Source organism: Stutzerimonas sp. NM35 (genome assembly GCF_054604355.1).
The window spans coordinates 2,573,116-2,596,793 of the sequence record NZ_CM137728.1; the positions used below are offsets into that span (position 1 = coordinate 2,573,116).

19 protein-coding genes are annotated in these 23,678 nt (G+C 62.9%); 14 read left to right on the forward strand and 5 right to left on the reverse strand.

Features of this window, described 5'->3' with window-relative positions:
* The first annotated feature begins 95 nt into the window (after positions 1–95).
* The 6 genes from ACYCFC_RS11970 (at position 96) to guaD (ending at position 8,634) form a co-directional block, all read left to right on the forward strand.
* Positions 96–1,178, forward strand: a complete 1,083-nt coding sequence (locus ACYCFC_RS11970; protein ID WP_459651726.1) for a BMP family ABC transporter substrate-binding protein — start codon at positions 96–98, stop codon at positions 1,176–1,178.
* A 108-nt stretch (positions 1,179–1,286) separates the two neighbouring features.
* On the forward strand, positions 1,287–2,261 hold the full coding sequence (locus tag ACYCFC_RS11975) for a 2-oxoglutarate and iron-dependent oxygenase domain-containing protein (protein WP_312929881.1): 975 nt from the start codon (positions 1,287–1,289) through the stop codon (positions 2,259–2,261).
* Between the two features lie 165 nt (positions 2,262–2,426).
* Entirely contained in the window at positions 2,427–3,869 is a 1,443-nt protein-coding gene (xdhA, locus tag ACYCFC_RS11980; protein ID WP_459651727.1) for a xanthine dehydrogenase small subunit, read from the forward strand.
* The gene (gene xdhB, locus ACYCFC_RS11985; RefSeq protein WP_459651728.1) at positions 3,862–6,258 is read left to right on the forward strand and encodes a xanthine dehydrogenase molybdopterin binding subunit; all 2,397 of its coding nucleotides are present in this window, start codon (positions 3,862–3,864) and stop codon (positions 6,256–6,258) included. Before xdhA ends, xdhB begins: the two co-directional genes overlap by 8 nt.
* A 111-nt stretch (positions 6,259–6,369) precedes the next feature.
* Positions 6,370–7,218, forward strand: coding sequence for a xanthine dehydrogenase accessory protein XdhC (xdhC, locus tag ACYCFC_RS11990; protein WP_459651729.1), 849 nt, complete (start codon positions 6,370–6,372; stop codon positions 7,216–7,218).
* A 108-nt stretch (positions 7,219–7,326) separates the two neighbouring features.
* Positions 7,327–8,634 carry a guanine deaminase gene (gene guaD, locus ACYCFC_RS11995; protein WP_459651730.1) on the forward strand — a complete coding sequence of 436 codons (1,308 nt, stop codon included), beginning with the start codon at positions 7,327–7,329 and terminating at the stop codon, positions 8,632–8,634.
* A 75-nt stretch (positions 8,635–8,709) separates the two neighbouring features.
* Here guaD and ACYCFC_RS12000 read toward each other — a convergent pair whose 3' ends face one another.
* A complete protein-coding gene (locus ACYCFC_RS12000) occupies positions 8,710–9,465 on the reverse strand; it encodes a GntR family transcriptional regulator (RefSeq protein WP_459651731.1) in 756 nt (251 codons plus the stop codon).
* Positions 9,466–9,832: 367 nt separating this feature from the next.
* Here ACYCFC_RS12000 and ACYCFC_RS12005 point away from each other — a divergent pair, with 367 nt between their 5' ends.
* Positions 9,833–11,179 carry an NCS2 family permease gene (locus ACYCFC_RS12005; RefSeq protein WP_181085096.1) on the forward strand — a complete coding sequence of 449 codons (1,347 nt, stop codon included), beginning with the start codon at positions 9,833–9,835 and terminating at the stop codon, positions 11,177–11,179.
* Positions 11,180–11,254: 75 nt separating this feature from the next.
* Here the strand turns inward: ACYCFC_RS12005 and ACYCFC_RS12010 are convergent, their stop codons facing one another.
* Entirely contained in the window at positions 11,255–12,232 is a 978-nt protein-coding gene (locus ACYCFC_RS12010; protein ID WP_459651732.1) for a cation diffusion facilitator family transporter, read from the reverse strand.
* 105 nt (positions 12,233–12,337) lie between these two features.
* Positions 12,338–12,691: an ArsR/SmtB family transcription factor gene (locus ACYCFC_RS12015; RefSeq protein WP_014853713.1), complete on the reverse strand. Its 354-nt coding sequence runs from the start codon at positions 12,689–12,691 to the stop codon at positions 12,338–12,340.
* A 110-nt stretch (positions 12,692–12,801) separates the two neighbouring features.
* Between ACYCFC_RS12015 and ACYCFC_RS12020 the strand changes: the two genes are divergently transcribed.
* Together ACYCFC_RS12020 and cueR are read left to right on the forward strand one after the other, a co-directional pair.
* A complete protein-coding gene (locus tag ACYCFC_RS12020) occupies positions 12,802–15,294 on the forward strand; it encodes a heavy metal translocating P-type ATPase (protein WP_459651733.1) in 2,493 nt (830 codons plus the stop codon).
* A gap of 15 nt (positions 15,295–15,309) precedes the next feature.
* Positions 15,310–15,780, forward strand: coding sequence for a Cu(I)-responsive transcriptional regulator (cueR, locus tag ACYCFC_RS12025; protein ID WP_459651734.1), 471 nt, complete (start codon positions 15,310–15,312; stop codon positions 15,778–15,780).
* Between the two features lie 185 nt (positions 15,781–15,965).
* Here cueR and uraH read toward each other — a convergent pair whose 3' ends face one another.
* Positions 15,966–16,319, reverse strand: coding sequence for a hydroxyisourate hydrolase (gene uraH, locus ACYCFC_RS12030; RefSeq protein WP_181085018.1), 354 nt, complete (start codon positions 16,317–16,319; stop codon positions 15,966–15,968).
* Between the two features lie 354 nt (positions 16,320–16,673).
* Here uraH and puuE point away from each other — a divergent pair, with 354 nt between their 5' ends.
* The 5 genes from puuE (at position 16,674) to ACYCFC_RS12055 (ending at position 21,252) form a co-directional block, all read left to right on the forward strand.
* Positions 16,674–17,603 (forward strand): allantoinase PuuE, encoded by a 930-nt coding sequence (puuE, locus tag ACYCFC_RS12035; protein ID WP_181085016.1) that lies wholly within the window; start codon positions 16,674–16,676, stop codon positions 17,601–17,603.
* Entirely contained in the window at positions 17,600–18,115 is a 516-nt protein-coding gene (gene uraD / locus ACYCFC_RS12040) for a 2-oxo-4-hydroxy-4-carboxy-5-ureidoimidazoline decarboxylase (protein WP_459651735.1), read from the forward strand. The genes puuE and uraD overlap by 4 nt, the downstream gene beginning before the upstream one ends.
* Positions 18,116–18,150: 35 nt before the next feature.
* The gene (locus ACYCFC_RS12045) at positions 18,151–18,660 is read left to right on the forward strand and encodes an ureidoglycolate lyase (RefSeq protein ID WP_181085012.1); all 510 of its coding nucleotides are present in this window, start codon (positions 18,151–18,153) and stop codon (positions 18,658–18,660) included.
* 80 nt (positions 18,661–18,740) lie between these two features.
* Complete coding sequence (locus ACYCFC_RS12050; RefSeq protein ID WP_181085010.1) at positions 18,741–19,976, forward strand: urate hydroxylase PuuD; 1,236 nt, start codon at positions 18,741–18,743, stop codon at positions 19,974–19,976.
* 484 nt (positions 19,977–20,460) lie between these two features.
* On the forward strand, positions 20,461–21,252 hold the full coding sequence (locus ACYCFC_RS12055; RefSeq protein ID WP_181085008.1) for an outer membrane protein OmpK: 792 nt from the start codon (positions 20,461–20,463) through the stop codon (positions 21,250–21,252).
* A gap of 330 nt (positions 21,253–21,582) precedes the next feature.
* Here ACYCFC_RS12055 and ACYCFC_RS12060 read toward each other — a convergent pair whose 3' ends face one another.
* Positions 21,583–23,514 carry a methyl-accepting chemotaxis protein gene (locus ACYCFC_RS12060; protein WP_181085006.1) on the reverse strand — a complete coding sequence of 644 codons (1,932 nt, stop codon included), beginning with the start codon at positions 23,512–23,514 and terminating at the stop codon, positions 21,583–21,585.
* Positions 23,515–23,678 lie beyond the last annotated feature (164 nt).

Consider the following 23,678-nt stretch of genomic DNA (forward strand, 5'->3'; position numbering starts at 1 on the left):
GGATTCCAAGGGGAACTGTCCATCTGGTCAGCTTTTTGCACTTGGCAACGGTAGCCATAAGGGCCTATCGCATCACGACAACAGGAGCGTCACCCATGCAAGCCAAGATAAGAAAACCTCTGCTGCGTACCCTCGCCGCAGCCATCGGCCTGAGCACCGCCTTCTGCGTCTCGGCGGCCGATCCGCTGAAGGTCGGTTTCGTCTACATCGGCCCGATCGGCGACCATGGCTGGACCTACCAGCACGAGCAGGGCCGCAAGTACCTGGAAGAAAAGCTCGGCGACAAGGTCCAGACCAGCTTTGTCGAGAACGTCGCCGAAGGCGCCGACTCCGAACGGGTGATCCGCAACATGGCCAAGGGCGGCTATGACCTGATCTTCACCACCTCCTTCGGTTACATGAACCCGACGGTCAAGGTCGCCAAGCAGTTCCCCGACGTCACCTTCGAGCACGCCACCGGCTACAAGCAGGCGGAGAACGTCGGCACCTACCTGACCCGCTCCTATGAAGGCCGCTATGTCGGCGGCTTCCTCGCGGCGAAGATGACCAAGACCAAGAAGGTCGGCTACATCGCCTCCTTCCCGATTCCGGAGGTCATCCGCGACATCAACGCCATCCAGCTGGCGCTGGACAAGTACAACCCTGGCACCGAGATCAAGGTCGTCTGGGTCAACACCTGGTTCGATCCGGGCAAGGAAGCCGATGCCGCCAACGCGCTGATCGACCAGGGCGTGGACGTAGTCTTCCAGCACACCGACAGCCCGGCACCGATCCAGGCTGCCGAACGCCGCGGTGTCTATTCCGTGGGCTACGCCTCGGACATGCAGCACTTCGGTCCCAAGGCCGTGCTGACCTCCATCGTCAACGACTGGGGCCCGCATTACGCGAAGTCCGCGGAGGGCGTGATCGATGGTAGCTGGAAGTCCGAGGACTTCTGGGGTGGCCTGGCGCAGGACAGCATCAGCCTGCCGATCAGCGACCTGGTACCCGCTGAAGTGAAGTCCGAAGCCGAGCAGATCATCGCCAGCATCCGCAGTGGCGCCTTCCATCCATTCACCGGCCCGATCAAGGACCAGTCCGGTCAGGTGCGCATCACCGAAGGGCAGACCGCAACCACCAAGGACCTGGCATCGATGAACTTCTACGTCGAAGGCGTGAAGGCCGAATTGCCGAAGTAAAACGAGAAGCCGCTGGAGGCTGAAAGCTCGAGGCTGAACGAGGCGCTCTTTCGTCCAGCCTTCAGCTTCCGGCGCCGGTAACGAAAAGCACACGCACGAGTCCGCAGAATGACCATCCTTCCCATCATTGACATCTCCCCGCTCTACACCGCCGACGAAACTGCGCATCTCGAGGTCGCTCGACAGATCGACCGCGCGTGCCGCGAGTGGGGGTTCTTCTATATCGAAGGTCATCCTATTGGCGCGAAGCGCATCGCCGAGCTGAGCGACCATGCCCGCCGCTTCTTCGCCCTTCCCGCTGAACAGAAGCTAGAGATCGACATCACCCGCAGCCGGCATCATCGCGGCTACGGTGCCGTCGCCACCGAGCAGCTCGATCCCAGCCAGCCGTGCGATCTCAAGGAAACCTTCGACATGGGGTTTCACATGAGCGCCGAGCATCCGCACGTGCTCGCCGGCAAGCCGCTGCGCGGACCCAATCGCCATCCGACACAGATTCCCGACTGGGCCACGCTGATGGAAGGCCACTACCTCGACATGCACGAGCTGGCTTGCACCCTGCTGCGTGCCATCGCCCTGGCGCTGGGCATCGAGCGCGACTTCTTCGACAAGCGCTTCGTCGAGCCCATCAGCGTGTTCCGCATGATCCACTATCCGCCCCGCGCCACCGCCAGCAGCGCCGAGCAACAAGGCGCCGGCGCGCATACCGACTACGGCTGCATCACTCTGCTCCATCAGGACCAAGCCGGCGGTCTGCAGGTGCAGAACGTCAAGGGCGAATGGATCGACGCGCCGCCCATCGAGGGCACTTACGTGGTCAATATTGGCGACATGATGGCGCGCTGGAGTAACGATCGATACAAGTCCACCCCGCATCGGGTGATCAGCCCGCTGGGCGTGGATCGTTATTCGATGCCGTTCTTCGCCGAGCCGCATCCGGATACCGAAATCAGCTGCCTGCCCGGTTGTCACGATGCGGACAACCCGCCGAAGTACCCGGCGACGACCTGCGAGGCCTATATGCTGTCGCGCTTCGCCGACACCTACGCCTACCGCCGCAAAGCCGACGCCCAAGCGACCTGAACAGGCTTTACTTCAATACAACGTCTTCCGCGACGGTTGGCAGGGGTCGTCAGCGAATGCGCCTTTCAACCACCTTGACTTTTCAGTCAGCCATTTCTTGACCTGAAAGTCAGATACAGCTAGCTTCATCACCCAGAGCCCAGAACAAGAAACCCAGGAGGCCCCGTGATCCAGTTCCTACTCAATCGAGAGCTGCGCAGCGAGCAGACTCTCGACCCCAATACCACGGTACTGCAGTACCTGCGCGAGCACCGTGGCAAGACCGGCACCAAGGAAGGCTGCGCCTCCGGCGACTGCGGTGCCTGCACCGTGGTGGTAGGCGAGCTGGTTGGCGACCGGCTGCGCTATCGCACGCTCAACTCCTGCCTGACCTTCGTCTCAGCCTTGCACGGCAAGCAGCTGATCGTCGTCGAAGACCTGAAGGATCAGGGCCAGCTGCACAGTGTTCAGCAGGCGATGGTCGACTGCCATGGTTCGCAGTGTGGTTTCTGCACGCCGGGCTTCGTCATGAGCCTGTTCGCGCTGCAGAAAAATGCGGTTAACGAATACGATCCGGCCCAGACCCACGAAGCCCTGGCCGGCAACCTCTGCCGCTGCACCGGCTACCGACCGATCCTCGAAGCTGCCGAACAGGCCTGCGACGGCAAGCAGCCGGACCAGTTCGACGCGCGCGAAGCCGAAACCATCGCCCAGCTGAAAGCCATCGAACCACACGAAACCGCAGAGCTGAACAATGGCGACAAGCGCTGCCTGTCGCCGCTGACGGTGGCGGACCTGGCCGAGATCTACAGCGCCAACCCGGACGCCCGCCTGCTGGCCGGCGGCACCGATCTCGCACTGGAAGTCACCCAGTTCCACCGTGAACTGCCGGTGATGATCTATGTCGGCCATATCGCCGAAATGAAGAAGGTCGAAGTCAGCGACAGCCACATCGAGCTTGGCGCGGCCACCGCCCTGACCGACTGCTACGAAGCGCTGGCCCGCGAGTATCCCGATTTCGGCGAGCTGCTGCACCGCTTCGCATCCTTGCAGATCCGCAACCAGGGCACCCTGGGCGGCAACATCGGCAACGCCTCGCCCATCGGTGACTCGCCGCCATTGCTGATCGCCCTTGGCGCCCAGGTGGTGCTGCGCAAGGGCGAGCGCAGCCGCACCCTGCCGCTGCAGGATTACTTCATCGACTACAAGGTCACCGCCCGCGAACCCGGCGAGTTCATCGAGAAGGTTCTCGTTCCGCGCGCCCGGCCGGAGCAGATATTCCGCGCCTACAAGGTGTCCAAACGTCTGGACGACGACATTTCCGCGGTATGCGCGGCCTTCGACCTGCGTGTCGAGAACGGCGTGATCGCCGATGCCCGCGTCGCCTTCGGCGGCATGGCAGCGATTCCGAAGCGGGCAGTGGCCTGTGAGGTCGCGCTGATTGGCGCATCCTTCACTCTGGAGACGGCCGAACGCGCCTGCGAGGCCCTGGCCCAGGACTTCACGCCTCTGACCGACTTCCGCGCCAGCCGCGAATACCGCCTGCTGGTCGCACAGAACCTGCTGCGCAAGTGCTTCCTGGAACAGCACGCACCGAAAACCGAAACGAGGGTGACCGCTTATGTCTAACCACAGCCTTGCCAAGACCCAGGAAGAAATCGCCGCCCTGTTCAAGCAGGACCTGGTCACCGGCGTCGGCCGGAGCGTCAAGCACGACAGCGCGGACAAGCACGTTTCCGGTGAAGCGGTATACGTCGACGATCGCCTCGAATTCCCCAACCAGCTGCACGTCTATGCGCGCATGAGCGACCGCGCCCACGCCCGCATCGTCAGCATCGACACCTCGCCTTGCTACCAGATTCCGGGCGTGGCCATCGCCATCACCGCCGAGGACGTGCCCGGCCAGTTGGACATCGGCCCGGTGGTCGCCGGCGACCCGCTGCTGGCGGACGGCAAGGTGGAATACATCGGCCAGCCGGTAATCGCCGTCGCCGCCGATAGCCTGGAAACCGCGCGCAAGGCCGCCATGGCCGCGATCATCGAATACGAGGACCTGGAACCGGTGCTCGACGTGGTCGATGCACTGCGCAAGCAGCATTTCGTGCTCGACAGCCACACCCACAAGCGTGGCGACTCCGAAGCGGCACTGGCCGCCGCGCCGCGCCGCCTGCAGGGCACGCTGCACATCGGCGGCCAGGAGCACTTCTACCTGGAGACGCAGATTTCCTCGGTGATGCCCACCGAAGACGGCGGCATGATCGTCTACACCTCGACGCAGAACCCCACCGAGGTGCAGAAACTGGTGGCCGAAGTCCTCGGCGTACCGATGAACAAGATCGTCATCGACATGCGCCGCATGGGCGGCGGCTTCGGCGGCAAGGAAACCCAGGCCTCGATGCCCGCCTGCATGTGCGCGGTGATCGCCCACCTGACCGGTCGCCCGACCAAGATGCGCCTGCCGCGCATGGAAGACATGACCATGACCGGCAAGCGTCACCCCTTCTACGTCGAATACGACGTGGGCTTCGACGACGACGGCCTGCTGCACGGCATCCAGATCGACCTGGCCGGCAACTGCGGCTACTCGCCGGACCTGTCGGGCTCCATCGTCGACCGCGCCATGTTCCACTCCGACAACGCCTATTACCTGGGCGACGCCACCATCCACGGTCACCGCTGCAAGACCAACACCGCCTCCAACACCGCCTACCGCGGCTTCGGCGGCCCGCAGGGCATGGTCGCCATCGAGGAGATCATGGATGCGGTCTCACGCGAGCTGGGCAAGGATCCGCTAGAGGTGCGCAAGCGCAACTACTACGGCAAGACCGAGCGCAACGTCACGCCCTACTACCAGACCGTCGAGCACAACATGCTCGACGAGATGACCGCCGAACTGGAGGCCAGCAGCGAATACGCCAAGCGCCGCGAGGAAATCCGTGCGTTCAACGCCAGCAGCCCGATCCTGAAGAAGGGCCTGTCGCTGACGCCGGTGAAGTTCGGTATCAGCTTCACCGCCAGCTTCCTCAACCAGGCCGGCGCCCTGGTGCACGTCTACACCGACGGCAGCATTCACCTGAACCACGGCGGCACCGAAATGGGCCAGGGCCTGAACATCAAGGTCGCGCAGGTGGTGGCCGAGGTGTTCCAGGTGGATATCGAGCGCATCCAGATCACCGCCACCAACACCGACAAGGTGCCCAACACCTCGCCGACCGCAGCGAGCAGCGGCACCGACCTCAACGGCAAGGCCGCGCAGAACGCCGCGCTGACCATCAAGCAACGGCTGGTCGAATTCGCCGCGCGACACTACAGCGTCACCGAGGAAGACGTGCAGTTCAAGAACGGCCAGGTGCGCATCCGCGATCGCTTCGTCACCTTCGAGGAGCTGATCCAGCAGGCCTACTTCGGCCAGGTATCGCTGTCCTCGACCGGCTTCTACCGCACGCCGAAGATCTACTACGACCGCGATCAGGCGCGTGGCCGGCCCTTCTACTACTACGCCTACGGCGCGGCCTGCTCGGAAGTGCTGGTCGACACCCTGACTGGCGAATACCGCATGCTGCGCAGCGACATCCTGCACGACGTCGGCGCCTCGCTGAACCCGGCCATCGACATCGGCCAGGTGGAAGGCGGCTTCGTCCAGGGCATGGGCTGGCTGACCATGGAAGAGCTGGTGTGGAATGACAAGGGCAAGCTGATGACCAGCGGCCCGGCCAGCTACAAGGTGCCGGCGGTGGCCGACATGCCGCTGGACCTGCGGGTCAAGCTGGTGGAAAACCGCAAGAATCCCGAGGACACGGTGTTCCATTCCAAGGCCGTCGGCGAGCCGCCGTTCATGCTCGGCATCTCGGTCTGGTGCGCGATCAAGGACGCCGTGGCGAGCCTCGCGGACTACAAGGTGCAGCCGAAGATCGACGCGCCGGCAACGCCGGAGCGGGTGCTCTGGGGCGTCGAGCAGATGCGCAAGCTGAAGCAGGGCGCCAGCACACCAGCCGCCACGGAAACGACGCCAGCCTGACGTAGGGTGGACAACGCTCTGCTTGTCCACCCTTGGCGCAATACGAACGTATCGGTGGAAGACGCTCGCGGTTTGCCACGGGGCGGCCATCCGTACTACGAGGGACTGAATATGAGCAACACGGTCTGGATCAACGCCCTCGCCGAGCTGCAGCAGCAAGGCGAACCCTGCGTGCTGGTGACCATCATCGAGGAGCGCGGCTCGACGCCGCGCAATGCCGGCTCGAAGATGGTGGTCAGCCGTGAGCGGCTGTACGACACCATCGGCGGCGGCCACCTGGAATACAAGGCGCAGAAGATCGCCCGCGAGATGCTGGAAAATCGCGTGCGCGAAACCCGCCTGGAACGCTTTTCCCTCGGAGCCAGCCTCGGCCAGTGCTGCGGTGGCGCCACGGTGCTGCTGTTCGAACCCATGGGCCAACCGCAGGCGCACATCGCCGTGTTCGGCGCCGGCCACGTCGGTCGTGCGCTGGTGCCGCTGCTGGCCAGCCTGCCGTGCAAGGTGCGCTGGATCGACTCGCGCGAGAGCGAGTTCCCCGCGCAGATCCCCGCTGGCGTGGAAAAGGTGGTCAACGACGAGGTGGTCGACGAAGTGGAGAACATGCCCGCCGGCAGCTACTTCATCGTCATGACGCATAATCACCAGCTGGATCTCGAGCTGACTGCGGCGATCCTCTCGCGCGGCGATTTCACCTACTACGGCCTGATCGGCTCGAAGAGCAAGCGCGCCAAGTTCGAACACCGCCTGCGCGACCGCGGCTTCCAGGCGGAAACCGTACAGCGCATGCGCTGCCCGATGGGCATCAGCGAGGTGAAAGGCAAGCTGCCGGTGGAGATCGCCGTGTCCATCGCCGGCGAGGTGATCGCCACCTACAACGCCAACTTCGGTGAGAAAAGTGCGGACGGAGAAAAGCCTGTTCCGATGCTGGTGCCCGCCGCGCGCCGCTCGCAGGCTGGCTGACACCTAGGGGGTCGCTGACCGAACGCACCTGCTTTCCTGTGGGAGCGCCCCCCGCAACCGAATCACCTGTCTTCCTGACAACACACCAAGACGATTCCGAGAACCACGATGACCCAGATCAAAGCCTATCGTGCCGCCCTGCTCCACTGCCTAGCCGACCCCCGCGAAGTGGGTATCGAGGCGTCCCATGAGTATTTCGAAGACGGCCTGCTGGTGGTCGAAGACGGCAAGGTGGTCCGCAACGGCCACGCCGCCGACCTGCTGTCCACCCTGCCGACCGGCACCGAGGTGATCGAGTACAAGGATGCGCTGATCACCCCCGGCTTCATCGACACCCATATCCACTACCCGCAGACCGGCATGATCGCCTCCTATGGCGAACAGCTGCTCGACTGGCTCGACACCTACACCTTCCCCACCGAGCGCGCCTTCGCCGACAAGGTCCATGCCGGCGAGGTCGCCCAGGTGTTCCTGCGCGAACTGCTGCGCAACGGCACCACCACCGCGCTGGTGTTCGGTAGCGTGCACAAGGAATCGGTGGATGCCTTCTTCGAGCAGGCGCACAAGCTCGACCTGCGGATGATCGCCGGCAAGGTGCTGATGGACCGCAATGCGCCGGACTACCTCACCGACACCGCCGAATCCGGCTACGCCGACAGCAAGGCGCTGATCGAACGCTGGCACGGCAAGGGCCGCCTGCACTACGCCGTCACCCCGCGCTTCGCCCCGACCAGCACGCCGGAGCAACTGGCGCTGGCCGGCAAGCTGTTCCAGGAATACCCGGACCTCTACATGCACACCCACCTCTCCGAGAACCGCAAGGAGATCGAATGGGTGCGCGAGCTGTTCCCCGAGCGCAAGGGCTACCTGGACGTCTACGACCACCACGGCCTGATCGGCGCGCGCTCGGTGTTCGCCCACGGCGTGCACCTGTGCGACGACGAATGCCAGCGCCTCGGCGAAACCGGCTCGGCGGTGGCCTTCTGCCCCACCTCCAACCTGTTCCTGGGCAGCGGCCTGTTCGATCTGGAGAAGGTGGAAGGCTTTGGCGTGCGCGTCGGTCTGGGCACCGACGTCGGCGCCGGCACCAGCTTCTCCCAGCTGCAATCGTTGAACGAGGCCTACAAGGTGATGCAGCTGCAGGGCAAGAAGCTGGACCCGTTCAAGTCGCTGTACCTGGCCACCCTGGGCGGTGCCCGCGCGCTCTATCTGGACGACCGGATCGGCAGCCTGCAGCCGGGCAAGGACGCGGATTTCGTGGTGCTGGACTACAAGGCCACGCCGCTGATCGAGTACCGCCTGAGCCAGGCGCGCAGCCTGGAAGAGCGCCTCTTCGCCCTGATGATGCTTGGTGATGACCGCACGGTGAAGGAAACCTATGCCGCCGGCGTTTCGGTGCACAGGAAAAAAGCGTAAACCGATAAGAGCGCTGGAAGGCTGGAGGAGAAGCGCGGAGCCGCAGGGCCTGCTTTTTCGTCCAGCCTTCAGCCTTTAGCGCTTTTTACTGGCCTTTCCGTTCTTCCCCAAAATGTGCGAAAACACCGCGTGCAAATCATCCGAGGCGCTGTCTTCGTCGAGGTTGAGCTTGCTGTCGACGTGATCCATGTGATGCATCATCAGGCTCACGGCCTTGTCGCTGTCACGCGCGGCGATGGCGTCGATCAGCTGGTTGTGTTCGTCGTAGGAGCAATGCGAGCGGTTGCCGCTTTCGTACTGGGCGATGATCAGCGAGGTCTGGGAGACCAGGCTGCGCTGGAAACTCACCAAGGGGGCGTTCTTGGCCATCTCGGCCAGTTTCAGGTGGAACTCGCCGGACAGACGAATGCCGGCGCCTCGGTCGCCACGGGCGAAACACTCCTGCTCGTCGATGACCATCTGTCGCAACTCGGCAAGCTGTTCGTCGCTGGCGTGCTGCACCGCCAGCTCGGTGATCGCCCGCTCCACCAGGCGCCGCGCAAAGAATATCTGCCGGGCCTCCTCGACGCTCGGGCTGGCGACCACCGCGCCCCGGTTGGGCCGTAACAACACGACCCCCTCATGAGCCAACCGCGACAGCGCACGCCGGATGATGGTGCGGCTCACCCCGAAGATTTCCCCCAGCGCTTCTTCGCTGAGCTTGGTGCCCGGCGCCAGGCGCTGCTCGAGAATCGCGTCGAAGATATGGGCGTAGACGATGTCGTCCTGCGTCCCGGTACGCACCTTGCCGTTTCGGGACGGCTTTTTCAGAGGCTGCAGCTGTTCGTTCATGATCGCTCGCATCGAGGTTTCGGCAGAGCGAACTTTACTTTGTTTCAGCCACTGACTGGAGTAGCCATTGGTTATAGAACCTAATTTATTCGTCAGGATTGTGCACAAACCAGACATCAACCCCCCTTCAATGCCACGTTTGCTCCCGGTATTGCTCGATCCGCGCACGTCATGCGTCGCATTGACGCAGTTAAAGAAAGTGTATGAACAAAACATGGTTGCTTTTCTTGTATACAAAAGCATAATCGCCCAAGGCCTTCCTGACCTCGAAGTCAAAAACGAGACAGAATGAGCCCCTCAGCATCACCTGCCTCGAGAGTTTTCCCGACTCTGGGTGAACGACAACAAGAACGATGAGGAATACCCCTTGGAAAGCACCAAGCAAGAACCACATACCCTTGCCGTGCAGCCGGAAAAACCCGGGCTGCTCGATCGATTCTTCAAACTCAGCGAACACCGCACCAGCATCAAAACGGAACTGCTCGCCGGCCTGACGACCTTCGTCACCATGGCCTATATCATCTTCGTCAACCCCAACATCATGGCCGAGGCCGGCATCGATCACGGTGCAGCCTTCGTCGCGACCTGCGTCGGGGCCGCGCTGGGCTGCATGCTCATGGGTCTGTACGCGAACTGGCCGGTGGGCCTCGCGCCGGGCATGGGCCTGAACGCCTTCTTCACCTACACGGTGGTCGGCGAGATGGGCTACAGCTGGGAAATCGCGCTGGGCGCGGTGTTCCTCTCGGGCGTGCTGTTCATGATCATGAGCCTGTCACGGCTGCGCGAGTGGCTGCTCAACAGCATCCCCATGAGCCTGCGCTTCGCCATGGGCGCCGGGGTCGGGCTGTTCCTCGGGCTGATCGGTCTGAAGACCGCCGGTATCGTCGTCGACAACCCTGCCACACTATTGTCCATGGGCTCATTCAGCGAGCCCAACGCCCTGCTGGCAGCAATCTGTTTCCTGATGATCGCCGTGCTCAGTCATCGCAATGTGTTCGGTGCGATCCTGTTCAGCATGCTCGCCGTCACCGGTGTCGGCCTGGCCATGGGCCTGGTCGAGTACAACGGACTGGTATCGATGCCGCCGAGCCTGGCGCCGACCTTCCTGGCCATGGACGTTGCCGGGGCTTTCAACATCGCGATGATCAGCGTCATCCTGGCGTTCCTGTTCGTCAACATGTTCGACACCGCCGGCACACTGATGGGCGTCGCGCACCGGGCGAACCTGGTGGATGAGGATGGCAAGATCCAGAACCTGTCCCGCGCGTTGAAGGCCGACAGTACTTCCAGTGTCGTCGGCGCCTTCGTCGGCTGCCCGCCGGTCACCAGCTACGTGGAAAGCGCCTCGGGCGTCGCCGCCGGTGGCCGCACCGGGCTTACCGCCATCACCGTTGGTCTGCTGTTCCTGGCCGCCATGTTCTTCGCCCCGCTGGCTGGGATGATTCCCGCCTACGCCACCGCCGGTGCATTGATCTACGTCGCGATGCTGATGATGAGCGGCATGGCGCACATCGACTGGAAGGACCACACCGACACCATCCCGGCGATCGTTACCGTGGTGATGATGCCGCTGACCTTCTCCATCGCCAACGGCATCGCCCTGGGCTTCCTGACCTACGCGACGCTGAAGCTGCTGACCGGCCAGGCCAGCAAGGTTTCGGTAAGCCTCTACGTACTGTGCATCGTGTTCATCGCCAAGTTCGCCTTCCTCTGATCAGGAAGCGCAGCCGGCAAACGAAGCCCCGACGCCTTTGCGTCGGGGGCTTCGTTTTTGGACAGGGAAACAGGCTCAATGCCTGTGGCCTTCAGCCGAATGATCATGACCGGGACACCCGGCAGTCCGTTGCAGGCTGCAATGTGGCCCGCCCTCCTCCGAGTTCCAGTCGATCGCGACGGTGGCATGCTCGATGCCGAAATGATCCCGTAGCGCCTGCTCGACGAGCCTGACCACCGCCTTCGCTTCCTCGTCCAGGTGCGGGCGTACGTGCAGTGTGGCCATCGTCCGCCCGGAAGTGAGTTGCCATACATGTACATGGCTGACAGCCGCCAGGCCTGCAACGGAATCCAGCAGGCCACGCGCCACCTTTTCCGGCGACGCCTCCTCGGGTGCGCCTTCCAGCAGGATGTGCAGCGACTTGGCCAGCAGTTTCCAGGCGCTGCGCAGGATCAGTACCGCCACGACCACCGACAGGATGGGATCGATCGGCGCCCAGCCCGTGAAGTAGATGACGGCCGCGGCGACGATGGCACCGACCGAGCCCAGAAGATCACCCATCACGTGCAGGATGGCGCCTTTCACATTGACGTGGTCGGTCTCGCCGCGAGTCATGATCCACAGCACCAGCAGGTTCACCAGCAAGCCGAGCACGGCAACGATCATCATCGGCCCGGCCAGGATCACCGGGGGTGCCGACAGGCGCTGCCACGCTTCATAGACGATCCAAGCGACGATGCCGAACAGCGTCACGGCATTCAGGAAACCGGCAATGACCTCGAAGCGCAGATAGCCGAAAGTGCGCTTGCTGTCAGCGGCGCGCCGACCGAAGCGGAAGGCGGCATAGGCCAGGGCCAGCGCTGCCGCATCGGTCAGCATGTGGCCCGCGTCGGCCAGCAGTGCCAGCGAACCGGACAGCACGCCGCCGACCGCCTCCACCACCATGAAGGTGAAGATCAGGAAGAAGGACAGGAGGACCTTACGCTCGTTGGCGCTGGTCACGGTCGGCGTGTGGTCGTGGTGACCATGATGATGCGAGTGAGAGCGGGACATCTGAGCCTCGGACAGTCGGTTGCATATGCAGCAACCATAACACATGAACATATATTCATATGTTTTTTTAAAAAACAACCCTGCGCCTCTTGAACTGGCTGCAGGCTATTCTTCGCCACGGTCCTCGGCGATGTGGCTGGCCATGTCCAGCAGCACCTGGCTCACATGGCTGTCGTCGACCTCGTAGAAGATATGCTTGGCATGGCGCACGCCCTTGACCAGGCGGGCGCCGCGAAGCAGTCGCAGATGGTGACTGACCAGCGATTGCGAGAGATCCAGGCTCTCGGCGATGTCGCCAACCGGAGAGGAGCCCTGCATGCAGCGCAGCATGATCCTCAGGCGCGAGGGATCGCCCAGGAGGCGAAAGGTCTCGGCAAGGATGGTCACATCATTCTGTGACAGGGAGGCCAGGTCGGCACTTTCACCATGGGTGGCGTCACCCCGTTTATTCGAAGACATATCTGGAAAGCCCTGCCCTTTCGCCGGTAAAGAACGCACAGTACTTGACCTTCCCACGATGGCAAGGCCTAGCTTGTCGCCATCTCGAATACAACCAATGGGAACGAACCATGAGCACGTCGAACACCCGTGATGTTCGTGCCACCACATCCATCAGTCTGCCCATCGAAGGCATGACCTGCGCCAGCTGTGTCGGTCGTGTCGAAGCGGCCCTGGCCAGGATCGAAGGCGTGGACAGTGTATCCGTCAACCTGGCTACCGAACGAGCGGACATTCGCCTGGCGGGCTCCGTCGATCGCATGGCGCTGGTCCGGGCGGTCGAAAAGGTCGGCTACGACGTGCCCGCCAATACCGTCGAGCTGGCAGTCGAGGGCATGACCTGCGCCTCCTGCGTGGGCCGTGTCGAGCGGGCACTCAAGGCGGTGCCCGGCGTTGCGGAAGCCACGGTGAACCTGGCGACCGAACGGGCCAGGGTGCGTGGCGTGGTGGCCGTGGAGGATCTGCTCGCCGCTGTCGGCAAGGTTGGCTACGAGGCCCGCGCTGTCGATAGCGCCGCGCAGGCCGACGACCAGGCTGCGGAAAAGAAGGACGCCGAACGGGTCGAACTCAAGCGCGACCTGATCCTGGCCACGCTGCTGGCACTGCCGGTGTTCGTGCTCGAAATGGGCTCGCACATGATTCCCGGCATGCACGAGTGGGTCATGGCGACCATCGGCCTTCAGCAGAGCTGGTATCTGCAGTTCGCGCTGACGCTGTTGGTACTGGCCATCCCTGGCCGGCGTTTCTATCAGAAGGGTTTCCCCGCCCTGGTACGCCTGGCGCCGGACATGAACTCGCTGGTCGCCGTCGGTACCGCTGCCGCGTTCGGCTATTCGCTGGTCGCCACTTTCGCTCCCGGCCTGCTGCCAGCCGGTACGGTGAACGTCTACTACGAGGCGGCGGCTGTCATCGTCGCGCTGATCCTGCTGGGGCGCTTCCTCGAGGCCCGCGCCAAGGGGCGCACCTCCGAAGCCATCAAGCGCCTGGTCGGGCTGCAGGCCAAAGTGGCGCATGTCGTGCGCGAGGGCCGCACGGTGGACATCCCGATCACCGAGGTAGTCCTGGGCGACCTCGTTGAAGTACGCCCCGGCGAACGGGTGCCGGTCGATGGCGAAGTGACCGAGGGCGGCAGCTTCGTCGACGAGTCGATGATCACCGGCGAGCCGATTCCCGTGGAGAAGCGCGCCGGCAGCACGCTGGTCGGCGGCACCGTCAACCAGAACGGCGCCCTGACGCTGCGCGCCACCGCCGTGGGCGGGCAGACCATGCTGGCGCAGATCATCCGGCTGGTCGAACAGGCCCAGGGCTCCAAGCTGCCGATCCAGGCCGTGGTGGACAAGGTGACGCTGTGGTTCGTGCCCGCGGTCATGCTGGCGGCGGCGCTGACCTTCCTGGTCTGGCTGGTCTTCGGACCGTCGCCAGCGCTGACCTTTGCCCTGGTCAACGCGGTAGCCGTACTCATCATCGCCTGCCCCTGCGCCATGGGGCTGGCGACACCGACCTCGATCATGGTCGGCACCGGCCGGGGCGCCGAAATGGGGGTGCTGTTCCGCAAGGGCGAGGCGCTGCAACTGCTCAAGGACGCCCGGGTGGTGGCCGTGGACAAGACCGGCACGCTGACCGAAGGCCGCCCGGTGCTGACCGACCTGGAGATCGCCGAAGGCTTCGACCGCGACCAGGTGCTGGCCAAGGTCGCCGCCGTGGAAGCGCGTTCGGAACATCCGATCGCCCGTGCCATCGTCGAGGCTGCCGAGCAAACGGCTATCGAGCTGCCGCTGATGACCGGTTTCGAGTCGGTCACCGGCATGGGCGTGCGTGCCAACGTGGATGGCGTGCGCGTCGAAGTCGGCGCTGACCGCTTCATGCGTGAACTGGGCCTGGATGTGGGCGGCTTCGCCGGGACGGCCAAACGCCTGGGCGGCGAAGGCAAGTCGCCGCTGTATGCCGCCATCGAGGGCCGGCTGGCCGCCATCGTCGCTGTCGCCGACCCGATCAAGCCCAGCACCCCCGCCGCCATCGCCGCGCTGCACCAGCTGGGCCTGAAGGTGGCGATGATCACCGGCGACAACGCGCACACGGCACAGGCCATCGCCAGGCAACTGGGCATCGATGAGGTCGTGGCCGAAGTGCTGCCCGAAGGCAAGGTGGAAGCGGTGCGCCGGTTGAAGGCGGCTCACGGTCAGATCGCCTTCGTCGGCGACGGCATCAACGACGCGCCGGCGCTGGCGGCAGCCGACGTGGGGCTGGCGATCGGCACCGGCACCGACGTGGCGGTGGAATCCGCCGACGTGGTGCTGATGTCCGGCAACCTGCAGGGTGTGCCCAACGCCATCGCGCTGTCCAAGGCCACCCTCGGCAACATCCGCCAGAACCTGTTCTGGGCCTTTGGCTACAACACGGCGCTGATTCCACTGGCCGCGGGTGTGCTATACCCGGCCTACGGACTGCTGCTGTCGCCCATCTTCGCGGCAGGTGCGATGGCGCTGTCCAGTGTGTTCGTCCTGGGCAATGCGCTACGGCTGCGGCGTTTCCAGCCACCGCTGGCAGCGGATACCGCCCATTGAGCGAGGAGAATCGCCATGAACATCGGTGAAGCATCCAAGGCATCCAGGGTCTCACCCAAGATGATCCGCTACTACGAGCAGATCGGCCTGACGCCACCGGCGGACCGGACCGACTCGGGCTATCGCGCCTACACCCAGGCCGACATCCACCGTCTGCACTTCATCCGTCGTGCCCGCGATCTCGGCTTCTCGGTGGCCGAGATCGGCAACCTGCTGGGTCTGTGGAATGACAAGTCGCGTCAGAGCGCGGACGTCAAGCGCCTGGCCCAGGAGCATATCGCCGAACTGGAGCGCCGCATGGATAACATGCGACAGATGGCGGAGACGCTGAAAACCCTGGTCAGTTGCTGCGCGGGGGATGAGCGACCGGACTGCCCGATCCTGGACGGGCTGCAGCAGCCGGACGACGCCCCTGGAGCCAGCGCGAAACGCACCGGCGCCGTGGCTCGCCGTACACATGGCGATAAGGCAGCCGGCGCAGAATAGTTCAGCTCACGGGCTACCCAGGTGGTTCGGCAGTTCGTGAGGACATCCTGCGCACCCGGACAGCGCCCCCGGCGCTGAGCCAGCAAGCAAAAATGCTCCAGGCGACTCCTGATAAAAAAACACCCGCCTTGAGGGCGGGTGGCAGGCTCACGAATGGAGCCATCAGAGCATGGTTCGGGTCGTTGTCAGCTGCCGCGATAAGTCGAGTAGCTGTACGGAGAGATCAGCAAAGGCACGTGGTAATGGTCCTGCTCGGCGCTGATGCCGAAGCGCAGCACCACCACGTCGAGGAAGGCCGGCTCGGCCAGCTGCACGCCGCGCGCGCGGTAGTAATCGCCAGCACTGAATTGCAGCTGATAGACGCCGGAGCGGTACTCGTCGCCTTCCAGCAATGGCGCATCGCAGCGCCCGTCGGCATTGGTCTGCCGGCTGGCAACCAGCTCCAGGCCGGCGTCCTCGACGCGATAAAGTTCGATCTTGATGTCGCTGCCCGGACAGCCGTGCGCGGCGTCCAGCACATGAGTAGTCAAACGTCCCATAGATTTCCGGCGTTGCAGCGAAGTCCCTCTGCAGGCGCCTGCCTCCTCTTGTCGATGTTGTGGGTCTGGCAGGAGCATAGCATGCACGCAACCATATAAAAGACAGTTTCGATTATAATTGTACACAGTTTTTGATCTGTCTTTTTTGCCTGCCCAGAATATCCGCTGTACGCGGGCTTTTACGTATTTACAGGGGCGTTTCCGGGACCGCTTTTTCCCCTGGAAACGCCATCCATCATTTTTTCTCAGGGTTTTGATTTACAAACCTCAAAAGCTTTTGTATACAATAATCCCATACGGTCGCATGCCATCCCGTCACCGACGACCTCGCATCTCACCAAGGAAAAACAATAAATGAGCGCCGACTACCCTCGTGACCTCATCGGCTATGCCGGCAACCCTCCCCATCCACACTGGCCTGGCAACGCCCGCATCGCGCTGTCTTTCGTGCTGAACTACGAAGAAGGCGGTGAGCGCTGCGTACTGCACGGCGATAAGGAATCCGAAGCCTTTCTGTCTGAGATGGTGGCCGCACAGCCGCTACAGAGCGTGCGTCACATGAGCATGGAATCGCTTTACGAATATGGCAGCCGCGCCGGCGTCTGGCGCCTGCTCAAGCTGTTCAAGAAGCACGACATCCCGCTGACGATCTTCGCCGTTGCGATGGCCGCACAACGCCATCCGCAGGTGATCGAGGCGATGGTCGCCGATGGCCACGAGATCTGCAGCCACGGCTATCGCTGGATCGACTACCAGTACATGGACGAGGAGCAGGAGCGCGAGCACATGCTCGAGGCCATCCGCATCCTCACCGAACTCACCGGCGAGCGCCCGCTGGGCTGGTACACCGGCCGCACCGGGCCGAACACGCGCCGGCTGGTGCGCGAGGAAGGTGGCTTCCTCTACGACTGCGACACCTACGACGACGACCTGCCCTACTGGGATCCGGCCAGCACGCCGGAGCAGCCGCACCTGGTGATCCCCTACACCCTGGACACCAACGACATGCGCTTCACCCAGGTCCAGGGCTTCAACAGCGGCGACGACTTCTACACCTACCTCAAGGACGCCTTCGACGTGCTCTACGCCGAGGGCGCCGAAGCGCCGAAGATGCTCACCATCGGCATGCATTGCCGGCTGCTGGGCCGCCCCGCCCGTATGGCCGCGCTGCAGCGCTTCATCGAATACGTACAAAGCCATGAGCAGGTCTGGTTCGCCCGCCGCGTCGATATCGCCCGCCACTGGCACGCCACCCACCCGTTCACCCAGGAGAGCGCGAAATGAGCCGCTTCCAGACGATCACGCCGTCCAGCCTCGACCGCGACGCCTTCGTCGCCACCTTCGCCGACATCTACGAGCACTCGCCGTGGGTCGCCGAACAGGCCTATGACCAGGGCATCGACGAAAGCCTCGACGACATCGAGACGCTCCATCGGCGTATGTCCGAGATTCTGCTGAACGCCCCACGCGAAACCCAGCTGGCACTGATCAACGCCCACCCGGACCTCGCCGGCAAGGCCGCCGTACGCGGCGAGCTGACCGCCTCCAGCACCTCGGAACAGGCCGGCGCCGGCATCCATGAATGCACCGCCGAGGAGTTCGCCCGCTTCACCGAACTCAACGAAGCCTACAAGGACAGGTTCGGCTTCATCTTCATCATGGCGGTCAAGGGCAGCAATCGGCACCAGATCCTCGCCGCGTTCGAGGAGCGCCTGCACAACACCCCCGAGCAGGAATTCGACCGTGCCGTGAGCGAGATCAACAAGATCGCCCTGTTCCGCCTGCAGGCGATGTAAGCCTGCCTTCGAATAACGATAGTGAGACCCCAGCCATGCGCACACTCAAGATAGAGCCGTTGACCAAGGAAGCCTTCGCCCCGTTCGGTGATGTGATCGAGACCGAAGGCAGCGAGTTCTTCATGATCAACAACGGTTCCACCCGCCGCTACCACAAGCTGGCGACGGTCGAGACCGCGCAGCCTGAAGACCAGGCGATCATCAGCATTTTCGCAGCCGAGATGCTGGAAATGCCGCGCGTGATCCAGATGCTGGAACGTCATCCGCTGGGCAGCCAGGCTTTCATCCCGCTGCTCGGCAACCCCTTTCTGGTCGTGGTCGCGCCCGCTGGCGATGCACCTGTACCGGGTAATGTCCGTGCCTTCCGCAGCAACGGCAGGCAGGGCGTCAACTACCACCGCGGCGTCTGGCACCACCCGGTGCTGACGATCGAAAAGCGGGATGAATTCCTGGTGGTCGATCGCAGCGGTTCTGGCAACAACTGCGACGAGCATTTCTTCAGCGAGGATGAGCTGTTCCTCGACCCCCACCGGGACTCGGAGTGAGCGCCGCACTGGCCGCTCGCGACGAGTCGAATAACAAGAAACAACGGTCGGTTCGCCGGCCGCGCAAGAGGTAAATAATCGTGGACGCACATCTCACCGAATGGCTGAACCTGGGTATTCGCTGGATTCACATGATCGTCGGCATCGCCTGGATCGGTGCCTCGTTCTACTTCGTCTGGCTGGAAAACAACCTCAACCGCGCCAACCCCCGAGAAGGCCTGTCGGGCGACCTCTGGGCGATTCACGGCGGCGGTATCTACCACCTGGAAAAGTACAAGCTGGCCCCGCCGCAGATGCCGGAGAACCTGCACTGGTTCAAATGGGAGGCCTATACCACCTGGCTGTCGGGCGTCGCCCTGCTGATGGTGGTCTACTACCTCAACCCCAGTCTCTACCTGGTCCTGCCAGGCAGCGGCCTCTCTCCCGCCGCAGCAGTGGCCATCGGTTTCGGCTCGCTGATCGTCGGCTGGTTCATCTACGACCTGCTCTGTGACTCGCCACTGGGCAAGACGCCGGCGCTGCTCGGCCTGGTCCTGTTCGTGCTGGTGATCGCCGCCTGCTGGGGCTATTCGCAGATCTTCAGCGGTCGCGCCGCCTACATCCATACCGGCGCACTGATCGGCACCATCATGGTCGGCAACGTGTTCCGCATCATCATGCCGGCCCAGCGCGCGCTGGTGGCGGCCATCGAGCAGAACCGCACGCCAGACCCGCTGCTGCCGGCCAAGGGCCTGCTGCGCTCGCGCCACAACAACTACTTCACCCTGCCGGTGCTGTTCATCATGATCAGCAACCACTTCCCGAGCACCTACGGCAGTGAGTACAACTGGCTGATCCTGGCGGCACTCGGTGCGCTGTCGGTACTGGTCCGTCACTACTTCAACACTCGCCACGACAGCAACCGCTTCGCCTGGGCACTGCCAGCGGCAGCGGTCGGCATGGTGTGCCTGGCCTTCGTGCTCTCGCCGAACCGCCAGCCCGTTCCGCAGAACCTGGCACCGACCACTCCGGAGCAGGCGAGCATCAGCGAGCAAAAGAGCGGCGCGACAGACCACAACGAGTTCAACAAGGTCAGCAGCGTCATTGAAGAGCGTTGCACCGTCTGCCATTCGGCAACCCCCACCAGCCCACTGTTCAGCGCAGCGCCGGCTGGGGTGATGTTCGATACCCCCGAACAGATCCAGCAGATGGCCGCCAAGATCCATGCACAGACCATTGCCAGTCAGATCATGCCGCTGGGCAACATCACCCAGATGACCCAGGAAGAGCGTGACCTGCTGGCCAACTGGATCGCACAGGGGGCGCAGATCAACTGAGGCCTGACCTGCGCTGGCAGCCCCGCGATCCGCCAGCAGCACCGAAAGCGCTTCGCGGTTTCCATGCTACGAACTGCAGCCCGCCACGTGCGGGCTGTCTGTTATCGGCTGGCAGCTCCTGGCTGATCACCAGCTCCAAAAATTGTGCACAATAATAAAATTATTTGTTTTGCAATGTGTCTACAATTGCTATAGTCAAAATAGCTGACCGCCCGGACAACATCCGGACGGATCAGACTGCAGTCCTGAAGCCCATGACCGAACAATAAATACCAGGCAGGCTGAACCATGTGCGCAAGCGAATTCAGGAGTCTCATGGCTCCCACGTCATCAGCGACAACAAGACCGGGCTTCCACCGAGCCGATGTCTGCGCCTCGAACGAGCCCATTGTCCGATCAGCCTGATCCCGCCCCCTTTCAACGCGGCATGTGACTGCGCGCTGAAATTACCGTCAAACCACAATAAAAAACCAAGGGTATCCAGATGAACTTCAAACTCGCTCCGCTCTCCCTCGCCCTGGCCGGCAGTCTGCTCGCCGCACCGGCCTTCGCCGAAATGCACTGGCAGAACAACAGCCTGACCTACCTTTACGGCAAGGATTTCAAGGTCGATGCCGGGGCCATCCAACAGACCATCACTTTCGAGCACGCCAGCGGCTGGAGCTGGGGCGACATGTTCCTGTTCGTCGATAACAAGTGGTACAACGGCCTGTCCGGCGGCGAAGGCCATACCTATTACGGCGAGTTCGCCCCGCGCCTGTCGCTCGGCAAGATTTCGGGGGCGGACATGTCGTTCGGTCCGGTCAAGGATGTGCTGGTTGCAGCCACCTATGAGCGCGGCGAGGGTGGCAATCAGATCTACCTTCTTGGCCCAGGCTTCGATCTGGATGCGCCCGGCTTCGATCGCCTGGCCTTTAACTTCTATTACCGCAAACCGGACGGCAGCACCGGCAAGCCTTCCGGCCAGTGGCAGGTCACGCCGACCTGGGCGATTACCATTCCGGTGGGCAAATCCGACATTCTCTTCGACGGTTACATCGACTGGGTGGTCAACGATGCGGGCTCCAAGAGCCGGGGTGATTTCGTGTCGAAGAACCTGCACATCAACCCACAGGTCAAGTACGACCTGGGCAAGGCGCTGGACATGACCCCGGGCAAGCTCTACGTGGGTATCGAATACGATTACTGGTCCGACAAATACGGCCTGGAAGACGGCTCCCTGCCGTTCAAGACCGATCAGAACACCTTCAGTGCGATCGTCAAGGCGCACTTTTAAGCGAATCGACAGCGCCGGGCAGACGGTGCAGGTTGTTGGAAGGTGGCGCTTGCGCCACCTTTTTTATTTGCGGCCACCCGTGCCAGAGCTTCGTTTGCGAAGCCTCCCTGCAACCAAGCCGACAGGTTGTAGCTGTGAAGCAAAGACTGCTTCCGGTATCGGGCACTGCCTCGACGCAGGCTGCGCTCCACGCATCACATGCACCGAAGCCCGCCAGGTCTCGGACAATCCCGCCCCTACGGCCACGTACCAGCGCCGCTGCAAGAGCCAGCTCGCTGGCGATCCGGCCACAATAGCGTCACCGATCACCAGCAAGGACCCACAGGCTCGCTAGAGCTTGAAGCTACCCATCTGCCGGGTCAGATCATCGGCCAGACGGCTGAGCGCGCGGCAATCCTCCAGACAGCTTTGCACCTCGCTTGCCGTCGCCTGAGCCAGATCCGCGATACCCTGAACGTTCTGAGTGATTTCCTCGGTTACGCTGCTCTGCTCCTCGGTCGCCGCCGCCACCTGGGTGTTCATGTCACTGATCGCCTCGACCTGCTCGGTGATGGTGGCCAGCGATTGCCCGGTACGCTGGCTGGCCTGCACGCCAGTGCCCGTCGCCGCCTGGCTGGCATGCATCGAACTGACGGCGTTATCGGCGCCTTTATTGAGGCCCTGAATCATCTGCTGGATCTCATCGGTCGAGGCCTGGGTCCGGCTGGCCAGGGTGCGCACCTCGTCGGCGACCACAGCGAATCCACGGCCCATTTCACCAGCCCGGGCCGCTTCGATGGCGGCATTGAGCGCCAGCAGGTTGGTCTGCTCGGAAATACCTCGAATCACCGCCAGCACCTTGTCGATGGTCGCGACCTGCCGGGCAAGGTCGGTCACTGCATCCGCTGCCTGGCCGATCTCGCTGGACATACTCTCGATATGTGCAATGGATTCACCCACGACCGTACGCGCCTGCATGGCTTCGCTGCGGGCGCCTTGCGAGGCCTGCGCCGCGTTGCTGGCGTTGCGGGCGATTTCCTGCACGGTCAAACCCATCTCATGCACCGCCGTGGCGACCATGTCGGTCATCTCGTGCTGGCGCCCGGCACGCCCTGCCGTATTGTCGACCACGTGCGACACCTGCCCCACTGCGCTACGCAATTGCTCGCTGGTACGCAGCACATCGCCGATCAGCTCACGCAGGCTGCCGATAAAGCGGTTGAAGCCACGTGCAAGGTCGCCCAGTTCATCGGCCCGGCTCTCGTCCAGACGCCGCGTCAGATCGCCGCCACCGCCACCGATCTCCACCAGCGCACTGGTGACCTGACGAATCGGCTTGACCAGCCCGCGTGCCAGCAGCACCACCAGCGCGAGAAAGAACAGCGTGATGCAGGTGCCGATCAGGCTGGTAATCCACATGGTCCGCCGTGCATCACCGAAAATCTGCACTTCCGGCACCTCGCTGACGAGCGTCCAGCCAAGACTTTCCAGCGGCTGCGCCATGGCCAGGAAATGCTCACCGTCGCGCTCGAACTCGACCGTTTGCCGTTCACCGCCCAACAGCCGATCCGCGGCATCACGCCCCATGAGCTGAGCGAGATCGGCGCTGTCATTGTAATCGCTTCTGGAATGGACCTTGACCCGACCATCGCCACCGACGAGGTAGACCTCGCCGCGCTCACCGAAACGAAAGCCGCTGATCAGCTTGGACATGCGATCGAGGCTGTAGCCCAATCCAACGACCCCCAGCACCTTGCCGTCGACCTTGATGCGCTGATTGATGAACAGCGTCAGCTGCCGCGTGGCCTTGTCGATGTCGATATCGACACGACGATCTGCGCTGCCCTCGATCAGACTATAGAACCAGCGTTCGGCCGGATTGCTACGATCCAGGGTCCGGGTCAGCCCGGCTTCCGAGTAGTAGTGACCGCTCCCGAGCACAGCGATGGAGGTCGTCAGCGCGCCCTGTTGCGTCTTTACACCCTCCAGGTAACGGGTCATCGCCGCCGCCTGTGCGGCGCTCTCGCCATGCTGCAACCAGTCGTGAACCAGCGTATTGGTGGCGATACCGGAGGTAGCCGTGACCGGCTCCGTCAGGGTGCGCTCGATATCGTTGCGGATCGCGGTGATATTGGCTGGTAGCGCTTCACCGATGAGATAGCGCTCAGCCAGGCGATTGACCGCCGAGGAATACACCACAATGACGATCAGCATGCTGGTCAACAGGGCCGCGCCCATGCTGACGATCAGTTGCCACTGGATACTGCGTTGCATGAAGCGCATGGCGTAGTCCTCGTTCTGGTTTTTATTAGTATCCATTAAATTGTATACAACATTAACGTCGCTTGATTGTTATCGGCACTGACAGCCAGATCCTTAATGTCAGTCATCCGAACGAAACGAATAATGCAACGACTCCATACGCGGTCCCGGATCGCCGGTTCATC